Origin of the sequence: Streptomyces sp. NPDC127068, assembly GCF_042724695.1 — a bacterium.
Taxonomy (GTDB): Bacteria; Actinomycetota; Actinomycetes; order Streptomycetales; family Streptomycetaceae; genus Streptomyces.
The window spans coordinates 1-14,135 of the sequence record NZ_JBHXEN010000001.1; the positions used below are offsets into that span (position 1 = coordinate 1).

Below are 14,135 nucleotides of genomic sequence, written 5' to 3' on the forward strand. Positions count from 1 at the left end.
CCCCTGTGGGGCGCCCCGAAGGGGGCGCGGGGAACTGCGCGAGCGGCCACAGCGCACCCGCAGAGCACCGCGGTCCGCAGGCCGGACCCCCGCGGAGCGCACCGCGCAGTGCAGCGCACCCGCACCGGGGCGCCCCGAAAGGGGCGCGGGGAACTGCGCGGGTGACCACAGCGCACCCGCGGGCAACCGCGTTCACAGCTCCCCCAAGCGCCGCACGACCGGCGCAACCCGCTGCACCCCGTGCCGATAGGCCCCCCGCGCGGCCCGCCGCACCACCCGCCGCACCGGCCCGGAAGGCCGCCCCGCACCCGGCACCCCCGCCAGGGGCACACCGTCGACACCGAGGTGGTACCGGGCGAGGACGCCCGGCAGGTACCCCGGCGCGGTGCGGGCGCCGTAGTAGGGCGCGAGCACCCCGGGCCCCGCCCCGCCGAGCAGCGCGGCGATCCGCCCCCGCGCCACGTCGAACGCCGTGTCGTACGCGTCGCCGGGCGCCACCCCGTTCCGCTGCGTCCACCGCGGGTCGGCCACCGGCACCCGCCCCGCGTCGAGTTGGTCCCAGGAGGCGAGGCAGCCGGAGCCCACGAAGTGGTGGTTGCCGAGCGCTTCGCGCACCCCCAGGTCGGTGAGGACCGCGGTGGGCACCCCCCGGTGCAGCCCTTCGAGCGCGGCGGTGGAGCTGACGGTGACGAGCAGGTCCGCACGGTCCAGCACCTCGCCCATGTGCCCGTACACGAGCCGGAAGTTGGCGGGGGGCCGCAGACCGCGGACGAGCTTCTGGTACGGCAGTTCCTCGATGTGGGTGGTGTGTTCGCCGGGCCGGGAGCGCAGCTTGAGCAGCACCTCGCGGTCCGGGTGCCGGCGGGCGTGCCGGACCAGTCGCTCCAGGAGGTACGCCCGGTCGGCCCGGCCGGCCGGTACGGAGGGCTGGGCGGCGAACACCACCGTGTACGGGTCGGCGGGGCGGTACGGCGCGCCGCCGAGGAACGGCAACGCCACCTCGACCACGGCGGAGGCGTCGGCGCCCACGCCCTCGTACACCGCCCGGAACCGTTCCGCGTCCCGGCGGGAGTTGGCGAGGACCAGATCGGCGCCGTGCCGCAGCAGCAGCCCGTCGGTCACCTTCTCGTAGACGACGCCGACGTATCCGGTGACGACGACGGGGCGCCGTTCCCGGCCCCGCCAGGCGTGGGTGAGGCCGTGCAGCATCGTTTGGACGCCACCGCCGACCAGGGCGAGGACGACCACGTCGTAACGCTCCCGCGCCATGGCGGCGAGGAACTCCGCGGCGGTGACCTCCGTGACGGAGTCGGGGCGCACCCCGGCTTCGTCGACCTCGCCGAGTTGGCGGGGCGTCGGGGTGGCCCGGCCGCGCAGGAGGTGGCCGTCGAGCCGTCCGCCGGGGACGAGTCGGTGCGCGGTGAGGGCGCCCCACTTCCACCGGGTGTCGGAATCGGCGAGTACGGCGACCCGCGGGGACTTCGAGGTACTTGCTGGCACACCGAGGACGCTAGGAAGCGATGCGGAGGCGCGGCCCAACCCGAGTACAACAAAGGGTGAACAGCACACCGCGGATTCACCAATTGACCTCGGGAACACCGGGGAGCGCGTTCGGTTAACCGTTCTGCCACATGTCGTTCACCGGGTATCCGCCCCCGAGTCAAGACGAATGCCGGACATCCGCATAACGTCGGCCGGGTGGTCAAGCTCTCCGTTATCGTGCCGTTCTACAACGTGCGGCAATACGCGCCCGACACCCTGCGGAGCCTGCGGGCGAACGCCCGCGGCGACAGGGAGTTCCTCCTGGTCGACGACTGCTCGCAGGACGGCACCGGGGAACTCCTCGAAAGGGCCGCGCGGGACCTGCCGGGCGCGGTGCTCCTGCGACACGAACAGAACGGGGGTCTGGCCACCGCCCGCAACACGGGCATCGACGCGGCCCGCGGCACGTACCTCACGTTCCTGGACGGCGACGACTGGGTCGCCCCCGACTACTACGACCAACTCCTCGACGTCATCGAGGGGTTGGGCTGCGACTTCGTGCGCACCGACCATGTGCAGAGCACCGGGCGGTCCCGGGCGCCGCGGCGCGTTCCGCACGGGCGGCGCGGCGAGGTGCTGGACCCCCGCGCGCTGATCCTGCCCGCCGACCGCTCGACCTCGGTGGACTACCCGTACGCCTGGGCCGGCGCGTACCACCGCCGACTGGTGGAGCGGGGACTGCTGCACTTCACCGACGGGCTGCGCACCGCGGAGGACCGGCCGTGGATCTGGCGGCTGCACCGCGAGGCGCAATCCATGGCGATCACGGGACTCCTCGGGGTGTTCTACCGGCGCGGAATATCGTCGTCGCTCACCCAGATCGGCGATGTCCGGCAACTCGACTTCATTCGCGCTTTCGACCAGGTCCTCCGGGAAACCACCGAGGACCCCGAGGCGGAGAAACTCCTTCCGAAAGCCGTGCGCACGTACTGCGCCATCATTTCCCATCACCTCGGCACGATCGAAAGGTTCGAACCGGACGTGGCGCGCACGCTCAAGGTCATGAGCGCGGCTGCGCTGCGCCGCATGCCCCCCGCGGTGTTGGACGGGGTGCTCGACGCGCTGGACGTCACGCGCGCCACCCGGCTGCGCAGGCTGCGCCGTCGCCCCGTCGCTGCGGGGGCCACCGCATGAGCACCCGGGTCCTGCTCGCGTCCACCGCGTACGGGGCGGCCACCCTGGCCGCCGCGCTCGACGCGGGCCTGCTGCCCCCGGCGGACCGGACGGTCCTGCTGGTCTGCAACAACGCCGCCGTGCCCGAGACCTCGCCGGCGCTGGACGCCGTGCCCGGGTTCGCACGGTTGCGGGCCCGCTTCGACGAGGTCCGCTCGTGGAACGCGACGATCGCCCCGTTCCACCCGAGCGGCTGGTCACCGCGCACCGATGACGTCCCGCTGTGGGAACGGTACCTGCGGCTCGCCTGGCACCTGGGCGAGGACGAGGTCACGCTCGTCGTGGAGTCCCCGCACGTCAACCCGGCGATGGCGGTGATGCGGATCTTCCCGGACGCGCCGGTGCACGTGTACGCGGACGGGCTGATGAGCTACGGGCCCACCCGGGACCGGCTCGATCCGCTGATCGGCACCCGGGTGCACGCCCTGCTGCACCTGGACCTGGTGCCCGGGTTGCGACCGCTGCTGCTCGCCGAGTTCGGGGTCCCGGCGCGGATCGTCCCGACGGACGCGTTCCTGAAGGTCCTCGCCGAACTCGCCGACGAGGCGGGGCCGTCGTCCGGTCCCGCCTCGGACGGTGCCGGTCCCGCGCTGCTCCTCGGCCAGTACCTGTCGGCCCTGGACATCCTCACCGTCGACGAGGAGGAGGACCTGCACCTGGAGATGCTGCGGGGCGCCGTCGCCCTGGGCCACCGGCGGATCGTCTTCAAACCGCACCCCACCGCCGGCGCCCGGCTCTCGCGGCGCCTGGAGGAGGCGGCGGGGGAACTGGACGTCGAACTGACGGTGCTGGACCGGCCGGTCCTCGCGGAGGTCCTGTACCAGCGGGAGGGGCCCGCGCTCGTCGTCGGCTGCTTCTCGACGGCCCTGTTCACCGCGTCCGCGTTCTACGGGCTGCCGGTCGCCCGGGTGGGCACCACGCTGTTGCTGGAGCGGCTGACCCCGTACCAGAACAGCAACCGGGTACCCGTGACCCTGGCCGACGCGCTCCTGCCCGACCTGGCCGAACCGACCGCCCCGCCGGTGGACGTCCCCGCGGACGAACTGAACGCCCTGGTCACCGCCGTCGGTTTCGCGATGCAGCCGAAGGTCCATCCCGGTCGCCGTGCCGAAGCCGAGGCGTATCTGCGGCGGCACCACGACGGGCCCGCCCTGCGGTACTTCAAGAAGCGCCGGCTCACCGCGCTCGGCCTGCCCGGTGGGGTGGCGCCGCAGCTCGCCTTCATCCCGCGCAATGCGACGGTCCGTCGAGTCGCGCGGCGGGTCCGGGCCGTCAAGCGGGCCGCGCTCGGATGACGAGCCGTGCTGCTCCGCTCCTCGATCGGGGTGCGTTCCGCTGCGTGTCCGCTGTCGCCGTGCGGGTGCGCGGTGGTTCTGCGCAGTTCCCCGCGCCCCTGCCGGGGCGCGACCTGGTGGAGGTGCTCGGCTGCGGGGGCGTCGTGGCTGGTCGCGGAGATCCGCGAAGGGGAGCGCTTGACCTCAATCTTGGTTGGGGTTTTACGGTCATGGACATGGAATACACACACGATGACCAGGGACTCGCCCGCCAGCCGATCGGCTACTGGAGTTGGGCCACCCACGAGGCCGTGGTGCCCTACATCCGGGCGGGCCTGGCCGAGCAGGGGCTGACCCAGCCCCAGTGGTGGGTCCTCAACCAACTCGCCGAGCACCCGGACGGCCGCGACCTGAAGGAACTCGCCGCGTTCCTCGGCGGCTACCTCGACGTCGGGGAGGAGGGCATCAAGGCCGAGACGCGGGACCTCGTCAGCCGCGGACTGGCCGGGTCGGACGAGGACGAGCACATCCGCATCACCGACGAGGGCGAGACCCTGCGGAAGAAGGCCGCCGAAGTCCAGGCCGGACGCATGGCCACCATCCACGACGGGGTGTCCGACGAGGAGTACGTCGCAGCACTGAAGGTGCTGCAACGGATGATCGACAACGTCGGCGGTCGCTTCTGGCACCACTGACGTACGCGCTACACCCCCGAGGTGGACAGCTTCGCCGCGAACCCGAGGAACAGCGCACCCGCCGCCGTGGTCGCCCCGGCCGACAGCCGGCGGCGGCTGCGGAACAGGTCGGCGAGCCGGGAACCCCCGAAGATCAGCGCGGACAGGTACAGCGCGCTCGCGACCTGGAGGCAGCTGCCGAGCACCACGAACGTCACGGCCGGGTACGCGTACGTGGGGTCCACGAACTGCACGAAGAAGGAGATCAGGAACAGGATGGCCTTCGGGTTCAGCAAACTGATCGTGAAGGCCCGACGGAACGGACGCTCGCCCGCCGCCACGGGGGCGGCCTCCTCGGTGCCGGCCCCGACCCCGTCGGTACGGTCGTCCCGGCCCCGCCACATCGCCCAGGCGGTCCGCAGCAGCCCGATCGCCAGCCAGGCCAGGTACCCGGCGCCCAGGAACTTCACGATGCCGAACAGCACGGCGTTGCTTTGGAGCAGCGAGGCCGCGCCCGCCGCCGCCAGGGTCATCAGCACCAGGTCCCCCGCCCACACCCCGGCGGCGGCCGTGTACCCGCGCCGCACGCCTTGGCGGGCCGCGACCGACAGCACGTACAGGGAGTTCGGCCCCGGCAGCAGGATGATGAGGACGAGGCCCACGAGGTAGGCGGAGAGGTCTGTGACACCGAGCATGAGGCGGAGTGTCGCATGAAAGTACGACAACCCGACAGGGTCTCTGGTCGGCGCCTCCCGGGCTGGATCGGCGGACACCACTCCGTTTCCGTGAACGGACGGCGACTGTCAGTGGTCGCCCGTAGATTCGTGGGTGCGGGGGCGTGCGGGCTCCCGCGTCGGAATCGGGGGCGGGGCGCATGGGGCGTGAGGAATGGGTGTCGGGCTCGGCGGAAGCGGAGCGGTTGATCAGGCAATGCCGGGCGTCCGGGAGCGACACCCTGGAACTGGTGGGGCTGCGCCTGACCGAACTACCGGAGTCGATCCGGGGGCTGAGCCGCCTGAGGCGCCTGCGCATCGACCGCATGAGACTCCCCCACCTGCCCGGCTGGCTCTTCGACCTGACCCAGCTCGTGGAGCTGCACGCCGCGAACAACGGGCTGCGTTCCGTACCGGATTCCCTGGGCAGGCTCGTCAACCTGCGGCAGCTCGTGCTCGACGGCAACGACTTGATGACCCTGCCCGAGAGCATCGGCGACCTCGCCCGTCTCCACCGACTCAGCGTGTCCAGGAACCTGCTGAGGCGGCTGCCGGACTCCCTCTCCCGACTCGACCAGCTGACCCATCTCCAGCTGACCTTCAACATTCTGGAGTCCCTGCCGCCGGGGCTCAGCGACCTCACCTCGTTGGTGAACCTCAAGCTCGGGGGCAATGAGCTGGCCGAGCTGCCGACGGAGTTCGAACGGCTACGAGGCCTTCGCTCGTTGGCGCTCAGTCGCAACCGACTGACCGAACTGCCGACCTCGCTGGGCCACCTGGAGCACTTGGCGACACTCGGCCTCGAAGGCAACCCCCTCACCACCCCGCCCCCCGAGATCGTCGCCGCGGGCACACCCGCCGTGCTCAGCTTCCTGCGGGACCTGGACGCGGACGCCGTCCGCCAGTGGTCGTCCAAGGTCGTCGTGGTCGGAGAAGGCAGGGTCGGCAAGACCTCCCTGCTCAAGGCGTTGCGCAGGGAGGACCACGACCCGCACGAGGACAGCACCCACGGACTGACCGTCGGGCAGCTCGCCCTGCCGCACCCGAGCCCGCCCGACCCGGACCAGCCCGTCACCATGCGCCTGGCCACCTGGGACTTCGGCGGGCAGGAGATCTACCACGCCACCCACCAGTTCTTCCTCACCGACCGGTCCCTGTTCCTGCTGCTGTGGGACGCGCAGATCGGCTGGGAGGCCAGCAAGCTGCACTACTGGCTGGACATGATCAAGGCCCGCGCCCCGCACGCCCCGGTGCTCCTGGTGGCCACCCACCTGGGCCCGCGCCCGCCGGACCTGCCGCTGAGCGAACTCCGGGAGACGTACCCGGGGCTGATCATCGGCAGCATGAGCGCGGACAGCGCCAGCGGCCAGGGGGTGGACGAGGTCCGGGAACGCGTCCGGCAGGAGGTGGCGCGACTGCCGCTGATGGGCGCGGCCTGGCCCCGCACCTGGCTGCGCGCGTCGGACGCCGTACGGGCCCGTCCCGAGAAGCACATCTCACCGGAGCAGCTGAACGACCTGCTCGCCGGGGCCGGCGTGCGGGACGCCTCGCACCAGAACTCACTGGTCGCCGCCCTGCACAGCCTGGGCGACCTCCTCTACTACCCGGACGACGAGGAGCTGTGCGACCTGGTGGTGCTGCGCCCCCAGTGGCTCACCGGGTACATCAGCCGGGTCCTCGACTCCGAGGAGGTGCTGAACGAGGGCGGGCTGTTCCGGCACGCGTACGGGCACGAGCTGTGGCGGGACGTGGACCGTTCGCTGCGCCGGCACTTCGTGCGCATGATGGAGAACTTCGACCTCTCCTACCGGACGGTGGACAAGACGGCGAGCCTGGTGGTGGAGCTGCTGCCCTGGGAGCCACCGGAGTACACGGCGGAGTGGGACCGCTACGGCGGCGGCCCGGGCCGGCGCGAACTGCGGCTGCGCTACCGGCTGCACACCGTGCCGCCCGGCGTCCCGACCTGGTTCATCGCCCGGGAACACCGCTTCTCGACGCCCGTGCGCTGGCGGTCCGGTGCGCTGTTGAAACACGCCGACGGGGAGCACGCGGCGCTGATCACGGTGGACCGGCACGCCAAGTCGGCGGAGCTGCGCGTACGCGGACCGTACCCGCACGACTTCTTCGCGGTGCTCAAGGACGGGTTCGAGCAGACCCTGCTGCGTTATCCGGGCTTGGACATCACGCGTCTGGTGCCGTGTCCGCACCAGGACGACCTGGGACGGCCCTGCACCCACGAGTTCCGGCACGAACAGCTGGTGCACCGGCTGACGATGGACCCGCCGCGGGAACGCATCGAGTGCCCCGAGCACCTGTGGGACGTCGACGTGCCGTTCCTGCTCCAGGGCATCGAACGGCCGGGCGACCGCGAGTCGCACCGCATGCTGAGCGACCTCGTGGCCCGGGTGGACTCCCTCCAGCGCGCCGACCGGACGCAGCACGCCGAGCTGACCGCGATGCTCGCCGAGCAACAGCGCGGGTTCCTCCACTCGCTGCGCCGCGAGCAGTCCCGTCAGGAGGTGCTGTGCCCGAGCCTGGTGTGGGTGCGGCGGCTGACGCGGCGGGAGGCCGGCCACGTACTGCTGCCCGGCGAGGTGTTCCAGCTGCATCTGTGTTGCGAGGCGCCCGGCGAATGGCACCTGCTGGAGGGCGTGGAGCCCTACGAACTCCCGGCGCACGGCGCGTTCACGGAGACGGTGTTGCCGTACGTGCACCGGACCTTGCAGGCGCTGAAGTTCGTGGTGCCGGTGTTCGGCGCTTCGCTGGGCGCGGTGTCCGAGGAGCTGGGCAAGGTCATGAAGGACGACGTGGACGTGATGAAGGCGCTGTTGGACGGGCTGCCGGAGGAACTGCGCCGGGGGCTGGGCGAGTCGGGGTCCCGTGCGACGGTGCAGGCCGTGGACCACGCCGAGCAGCGCCGGATGCACGCCCTGCTGAAGGAGCTGGACCCCGCCGAGGAGTGGGGCGGCCTCAACAAGGTGACCACCCCGGAGGGTCCCACGTACTGGCTGTGCAAGGCCCATGCGCGCACCTACGAGCAGGGGTCCCGGGCCGTCCCGGCGCCCGCCGCGCCGGTGCCGCTCCCCCGCGGCGCCCAGGAGGGGGAGTCCGGCAGCCACACCGCCGGGTGACCGGCCCGTTCACGCCCGCTCGGTGCGTTCCGTCCGGCGGGGTCCCGCGGTGGCGACCGCGAGGAGGCCCGCCGCGTACAGGGCCGCGGCCGTGACGGCGGCGCCCGTTCCCCACGGGCCGTGGAGGGTCCAGGCCCAGGGTTCGACGGTGTTGTCCCAGCCCACTCCGAGGAACAGCGTCGGTCCGAGCACGGCGAGCGGCGGCACCCAGGCGAGCCCGCTGCCGAGCAGCCGTGCGCCGAGCATCGCCAGCCCCAGGTACCCCGCGACGTTGCGGACGGCGGCCACGGTGACGTCCGCGCCGGCGCCGGCCGCCATCGGGAGCACGGCGAGCAGCACCGCGTACCCGAGGACGGCGGTCATGTGGACGGCGCGCCAGCGACGCATCGGTTGGGCGGCCGAGTGTTCCAGGTCCGCCATCGGGGAGTGGACGGTGGAGGCGAGCACCACGGCGTGGGCGACCGGCACCACGGCGGCGAGGGGGACGCTGAAGTCGGTGAGGTGGCGCAGTTGCGGCAGGGAGACCTGGCGTCCGGCCTGGACGCTGACGAGCAGGGCCACGACGAGGCCGGTGAGGGCGGCGGCCGGGACGCCCCGGGCGCGGCAGTAGTACCGGAGCGCCGGCGGCAGCGGGCGGATCACGCCGCGGGTCCCTTCGGGAGCGGCGGGAGGGCGCCGCAGGTGCGGATGCCGTCGGCGGTGGCACTGATCCAGGCGTCCTGGCGGTCCCGGGGCACCTGCCGGAACCGTTCCACGGCCGCGGCGAACGTCTCGCCCCAGTAGGTCGACCGGGTGCCGGTCCGGTCGCTGACCACCGCTTCGAGGAAGAAGGTGGTCGGGTAGCCGCCGGTGCCCCGCAGTGGGGGGACGCTACAGCCGGACGGCGACTGCGGCAGGGCGGCGGCCAGCATGTCGTCGGTCATGGTGGCCCGGTCCGTTCCCGGGGAGTGCACGGGCAGTTCGCCGGTCCGGGGGCCGTCGGGTCGCAGTCCCCGTTCGTGGAAGGTGCGGTTGAGGCCGGGCACGGAGGCGGTCAGTTCGTCCACGTCCCGGACCGCGCCGCGCAGTGCGGGCAGCAGATGGCGGTCGTCGGGCCACAGGCAGGCCCGGGTCCCGCCGGAGGTCGCGCACACGGGGCGGTCGGGCTGCGGGGTGCGTTCGGCCCAGGCCAGTTCCTCGTGGGTCGGGCGGTGGGCGAGGAGCGCTCCGGCCGCGGTGAGGGCCACCGCCGTGACGGACGCCAGCAGCCACCGGCGGGGTCGCAGGGCGGTGGCGCGGCACAGGGCGGGCAGCGCGAGCAGCACGACCGCGGCGGACAGGCACCACACGGTGGCGGTGAGCAGGCGGTCGGCGCGGGGCCGGAAGGCCATGTCCCAGTGTTGGTCGATGACGGGGATCAGGGCGCCGGGGAATCCGGTGCCGCCGGTGCCGGTCAGGGCGAGGGCGACCAGGACGCCGTATCCGCAGAGGCCGGCGAGGGGGGCGGTGATGCGGGTGGGCAGCAGGCTTCCGGCGGTGGTGCCGCAGGCCGCGTGGAGGGCGAGCACGGCGGCGCCCAGCAGCAGGGGGGTCCAGGCGGGGTCGGTGACCTCGCTGACGGCGGCGGTCCGCCGGTGGGCGACGAGGGCGAGCAGGGCGTAGACGGGCAGGACCCACAGGAGGGCGGCGAGCCAGAGGACGACGCCCTGGTTCCAGGCGTCGCGGGGGGTGGTGTCGGTCCAACCGAGGGTGCGGAAGCGGTGGGCGCGGCCGGCGGTCCAGGCGGTGGCGGCGGCGGTCAGGGGGCCCATCACGATGACGGCGAAGAGTTGGACCCGGACGGCGGTCTGCGCCCACCAGCCGATCCAGTCGCTGGTGCCGGGGGTGCCGTCGGTGAAGTACAGGAGGCCGACGGCGGCCAGCACGGCGGCGACCCACTTGGTTTCGCCGCGCCGGGCCTCGATCCACAGGACGCGCCTCATGCGGTGGCCCCCTCCGCGCCGACGAGGTGCAGATAGCCGGTTTCGACGGTGCCGTCCTCGCCGGGCAGCCGGCACAGTGCGTCGACGCTGCCGGTGAACGCGACGCGGCCGGCGAGCAGGACGGCGACCCGGTCGCAGGTGCGGGCGACGTCCTCGGCGAGGTGGGTGCTCATCACGACGGCGGCGCGGCTGCCGAGTTCCTGGATGAGCGTGCGGAAGCCGACGCGTTGGGCGGGGTCGAGCCCGACGGTGGGTTCGTCGAGGAGCAGCAGGTCGGGACGGTTGACGACGGCTTGGGCGATGCCGACGCGGCGGAGCATCCCGCCGGACAGGTCGCGCATGCGTCGGTCGGCGTGTGCGTCCATGCGGACGAGGGCGAGCGCCTCGCGGACCCGGGCGGCGCGGTCCCGGGCGGGGACCTTGCGGAGCCAGGCCGCGTACTCGGTGAACTCCCGCACGGTGAAGCGGGGGTAGTGGCCGAAGCTCTGCGGCAGCACCCCGATGCGTGCGCGCACCCGGCGCACCGAGCGGCGGTCGGTGAGGTCGGCGTCGAGGAGCCGTATCGCACCGGAGTCGGGGCGCCGGGCAGTGGTGAGCAGGGACAACAGGGTGCTCTTGCCGGCTCCGTTGGGCCCGAGCAGACCGGTGACGCCGAGGGGGAAGTCGAGGGACACCGCGTCGAGCGCGGTCAGCTTCCCGTACCGGACGGTGACGGTGTCGGCTGCCGCGACCGGGTGGGAGCCGGTGGCTGCGGAGGTGTTCTCTGAGGGCACGTCACCACCGTACGGGGGCCGTGATCGGCGCTCGAAGCCGACTCCCCCGAAACGGGCTGTCGCCCCCGTTTCTCACGGTGCATCAGGGATCAGAAGCGTTCGGTGGGTTCGTACGTCCCCCACACCTCGCGGAGGGCCCCGCAGACCTCGCCGATCGTGGCGCGGGCGCGCAGCGCGGTCCGCATCGGGTACAGGGTGTTGGCCGATCCCCGGGCGGCCTCGCGGAGTTCGGCGAGGGCCCGGTCCACCGCGGAGCGGTCCCGTTCGGCGCGCAGGGCGGCCAGCCCTCGGGCCTGGCGGGCGCCGATCTCGGGGTCGACGCGCAGCGGTTCGTAGGGCTCCTCGGCGTCCAGGGCGAAGCGGTTGACGCCGACGACGATCCGGTCGCCGGATTCGGTCTCCCGGGCGATCCGGTAGGCGTTGCGTTCGATCTCGCCCTTCTGGAAGCCCTGTTCGATGGCGGCGACCGCGCCCCCCAGGTCCTCCACCCGGCGCATGAGGTCGGTGATCTCGTCCTCCAGGTCGTCGGTCATCCGTTCCACCGCGTAGGAGCCGGCGAAGGGGTCGACGGTGGCGGGGACGTCCGTCTCGTGGGCGAGGACCTGTTGGGTGCGCAGCGCGAGGCGGGCGGACTTCTCGGTGGGCAGGGCGATGGCCTCGTCGAACGCGTTGGTGTGCAGGGACTGGGTGCCGCCGAGGACGGCGGCCAGGGCCTGGACGGCGACCCGTACGAGGTTCACCTCGGGCTGCTGTGCGGTGAGTTGCACACCGGCGGTCTGGGTGTGGAAGCGGAGCATCAGCGACTTGGGGTCCCGGGCGCCGAACTCCTCGCGCATCAGCCGGGCCCACACCCGCCGGGCCGCCCGGAACTTCGCGACCTCTTCGAGGAGGGTGGTGCGCGCGACGAAGAAGAACGACAGCCGGGGCGCGAGTTCGTCCACGGTCATCCCCGCGGCGAGGGCGGTGCGGACGTAGGCGACGCCGTCCGCGAGGGTGAACGCGACCTCCTGCGCGGGCGAGGCACCGGCCTCCGCCATGTGGTAGCCGGAGACGGAGATGGTGTTCCAGCGGGGCAGCTCCGTCCGGCAGTAGCGGAAGAGGTCGGCGGTCAGCCGCAGCGACGGGCCGGGCGGGAAGATGTACGTGCCCCGGGCGACGTACTCCTTGAGGACGTCGTTCTGCACCGTGCCCGTCAACCGGTCGCCGGGTACGCCCTGTTCCTCGGCGACCAGTTGGTACAGGAGCAGCAGCAGGGCCGCGGGGGCGTTGATCGTCATGGACGTGGAGACCCGGTCCAGCGGGATGCCGTCGAACAGCGCCCGTACGTCCTCGATGGAGTCGACGGCGACGCCCACCTTGCCGACCTCTCCGGCGGCGATCGGGGCGTCGCTGTCGTGGCCCATCTGGGTGGGCAGGTCGAAGGCGACGGAGAGCCCGGTGGTGCCGTGCTCGATGAGGCGCCGGTAGCGGGCGTTGGACTCGGCGGCGGTGCCGAAGCCCGCGTACTGGCGCATGGTCCAGGGGCGGCCGGTGTACATCGTGGGGTAGACGCCCCGGGTGTAGGGGTAGTCGCCGGGCCGGCCGAGTTGCCGATCGGGGTCCCAGTGCGCGAGCGCCTCGGGGCCGTACACCGGTTCGATGGGTAGACCGGACTCCGACTCGCGCGCCGTCATTCCCGCACCTCCCGCAGGTCACCGGTCCGTTCCTGCCAGCATGCGGGCCGGAAACGGAATCCGCCCGCGTTCACGACCACCCGGCCGTGGGGAGCATCACCCTGAGGGCCGGCACCGGAACCGGAACCGGTGTGGGCGCGGGCACCGAAGGGGGAGGGGCATGCGACGACACCTGGTGGGGCCGGGCGGCGGCACCGGCCGGAGCGCGGGGCCCGCGGGGGCGCGGCGGGTGGTGGTCCCGGTCCTCGCGGCTCTCGTGGCGGTGACCGTGGCGGGCGGGTGCACACCGCGGACACCGGGTGCGACCCGGACCGCGGGGCCCGGCGCGTCGACCTCCCGCGCCCCTTCCGTCCCGACGGCACCGAACGGCCCGCCGTCCACCCGACCCGTACCGCCCGTGCCGTCTACCCGGCCCGCGCCGTCCGCGCCCCGGACGTCCGCGCCGCCGCCGAAGGTGCTCTGGCGGGCGGGTGACTCCGGGGTCGCGGTGCGCGGGCTCCAGGCCCGGCTGCGGTCGATCGGCTGGCTCGCCGCGGCGCCCACGGGGACGTACGGAGCGTTGACGGCCGCGGCGGTCCGCGGCTTCCAGGGGAAGCGGGGACTGCCCGCCACCGGCTCCGTGGACACGGTCACCTGGGCCCGGCTGACGGCGATGACGTCCCGCCCGGGGCCCGCGGAGCTCTACCCGGAACGGGTCCGTCCGGCCGACGACCCGGACCGACCGGACCCGCGCTGCCTGACGGGCCGGGTGCTGTGCCTCAGCAAGACCTCACGCACCCTGCGCTGGATGGTCGACGGGAAGGTGCGGACCACCCTGGACGTCCGCTTCGGCGGGCCGGTGACCCCGACCCGCGAGGGGGCCTTCCGGGTGACCCTGAAGTCCCGCGAGCACCGGTCGACGCTGTACGACACCCCGATGCCGTACGCGATGTTCTTCAGCGGCGGGCAGGCGGTCCACTACTCGGCGGACTTCGCGGCGAACGGGTACGGCGGCGCCTCGCACGGGTGCGTGAACGTACGGGACCGGGCCGGGATCGCGGCACTCTTCGACGAGGTCCGCGTCGGCGACGGAGTCGTCGTCCACTGGTGAGCGACGGGGACCGCGGAGGTTGAGTGATCCACAGTGGCGCGGGCGGGACCGGGGGAACATGTCCCGCCCGCGCCGGTGGCGCCGAGCCGTAGGTACGGGGGGAACCCCGGCTCGCGCAGGGCCGATGACCA

Annotated in this window: 11 protein-coding genes; 5 read left to right on the forward strand and 6 right to left on the reverse strand. The window is 73.1% G+C overall.

Going from position 1 to position 14,135, the window contains the following annotated elements; translation table 11 throughout:
- Window positions 1-192 precede the first annotated feature (192 nt).
- The gene (locus ACFWIA_RS00005; protein WP_386998704.1) at window positions 193-1,500 is read right to left on the reverse strand and encodes a DUF6716 putative glycosyltransferase; all 1,308 of its coding nucleotides are present in this window, start codon (window positions 1,498-1,500) and stop codon (window positions 193-195) included.
- A 198-nt stretch (window positions 1,501-1,698) separates the two neighbouring features.
- Here ACFWIA_RS00005 and ACFWIA_RS00010 point away from each other — a divergent pair, with 198 nt between their 5' ends.
- The 3 genes from ACFWIA_RS00010 (at window position 1,699) to ACFWIA_RS00020 (ending at window position 4,684) form a co-directional block, all read left to right on the forward strand.
- On the forward strand, window positions 1,699-2,676 hold the full coding sequence (locus tag ACFWIA_RS00010) for a glycosyltransferase family 2 protein (RefSeq protein ID WP_386998706.1): 978 nt from the start codon (window positions 1,699-1,701) through the stop codon (window positions 2,674-2,676).
- Complete coding sequence (locus ACFWIA_RS00015; protein WP_386998708.1) at window positions 2,673-4,010, forward strand: polysialyltransferase family glycosyltransferase; 1,338 nt, start codon at window positions 2,673-2,675, stop codon at window positions 4,008-4,010. Before ACFWIA_RS00010 ends, ACFWIA_RS00015 begins: the two co-directional genes overlap by 4 nt.
- 215 nt (window positions 4,011-4,225) lie before the next feature.
- Entirely contained in the window at window positions 4,226-4,684 is a 459-nt protein-coding gene (locus ACFWIA_RS00020) for a MarR family winged helix-turn-helix transcriptional regulator (RefSeq protein WP_386998710.1), read from the forward strand.
- 8 nt (window positions 4,685-4,692) lie between these two features.
- On the opposite strand, the gene leuE is transcribed toward ACFWIA_RS00020, so the two are convergent.
- Window positions 4,693-5,358, reverse strand: a complete 666-nt coding sequence (gene leuE / locus ACFWIA_RS00025; RefSeq protein ID WP_386998712.1) for a leucine efflux protein LeuE — start codon at window positions 5,356-5,358, stop codon at window positions 4,693-4,695.
- A gap of 179 nt (window positions 5,359-5,537) precedes the next feature.
- Between leuE and ACFWIA_RS00030 the strand changes: the two genes are divergently transcribed.
- Window positions 5,538-8,507, forward strand: coding sequence for a COR domain-containing protein (locus ACFWIA_RS00030; protein WP_386998714.1), 2,970 nt, complete (start codon window positions 5,538-5,540; stop codon window positions 8,505-8,507).
- 9 nt (window positions 8,508-8,516) lie between these two features.
- Here ACFWIA_RS00030 and ACFWIA_RS00035 read toward each other — a convergent pair whose 3' ends face one another.
- From ACFWIA_RS00035 to ACFWIA_RS00050, 4 genes are all read right to left on the reverse strand, one after another.
- Complete coding sequence (locus ACFWIA_RS00035) at window positions 8,517-9,149, reverse strand: hypothetical protein (RefSeq protein ID WP_386998716.1); 633 nt, start codon at window positions 9,147-9,149, stop codon at window positions 8,517-8,519.
- Window positions 9,146-10,468 (reverse strand): hypothetical protein, encoded by a 1,323-nt coding sequence (locus tag ACFWIA_RS00040; protein WP_386998718.1) that lies wholly within the window; start codon window positions 10,466-10,468, stop codon window positions 9,146-9,148. The genes ACFWIA_RS00035 and ACFWIA_RS00040 overlap by 4 nt, the downstream gene beginning before the upstream one ends.
- A complete protein-coding gene (locus tag ACFWIA_RS00045) occupies window positions 10,465-11,241 on the reverse strand; it encodes an ATP-binding cassette domain-containing protein (RefSeq protein WP_386998720.1) in 777 nt (258 codons plus the stop codon). The genes ACFWIA_RS00040 and ACFWIA_RS00045 overlap by 4 nt, the downstream gene beginning before the upstream one ends.
- A gap of 89 nt (window positions 11,242-11,330) precedes the next feature.
- Window positions 11,331-12,914, reverse strand: a complete 1,584-nt coding sequence (locus tag ACFWIA_RS00050; protein ID WP_386998722.1) for a methylmalonyl-CoA mutase — start codon at window positions 12,912-12,914, stop codon at window positions 11,331-11,333.
- Between the two features lie 160 nt (window positions 12,915-13,074).
- Between ACFWIA_RS00050 and ACFWIA_RS00055 the strand changes: the two genes are divergently transcribed.
- The gene (locus ACFWIA_RS00055) at window positions 13,075-14,004 is read left to right on the forward strand and encodes a peptidoglycan-binding protein (RefSeq protein WP_386998724.1); all 930 of its coding nucleotides are present in this window, start codon (window positions 13,075-13,077) and stop codon (window positions 14,002-14,004) included.
- The last annotated feature ends 131 nt before the right edge of the window (window positions 14,005-14,135 follow it).

Coding starts and splice junctions, on each gene's coding strand:
- ACFWIA_RS00030 (WP_386998714.1), top strand. CDS start 5,538: ATGGGGCGTGAGGAATGGGTGTCGGGCTCGGCGGAAGCGGAGCGGTTG.
- ACFWIA_RS00055 (WP_386998724.1), top strand. CDS start 13,075: ATGCGACGACACCTGGTGGGGCCGGGCGGCGGCACCGGCCGGAGCGCG.
- ACFWIA_RS00020 (WP_386998710.1), top strand. CDS start 4,226: ATGGAATACACACACGATGACCAGGGACTCGCCCGCCAGCCGATCGGC.
- ACFWIA_RS00040 (WP_386998718.1), bottom strand. CDS start 10,468: ATGAGGCGCGTCCTGTGGATCGAGGCCCGGCGCGGCGAAACCAAGTGG.
- ACFWIA_RS00015 (WP_386998708.1), top strand. CDS start 2,673: ATGAGCACCCGGGTCCTGCTCGCGTCCACCGCGTACGGGGCGGCCACC.
- ACFWIA_RS00050 (WP_386998722.1), bottom strand. CDS start 12,914: ATGACGGCGCGCGAGTCGGAGTCCGGTCTACCCATCGAACCGGTGTAC.
- leuE (WP_386998712.1), bottom strand. CDS start 5,358: ATGCTCGGTGTCACAGACCTCTCCGCCTACCTCGTGGGCCTCGTCCTC.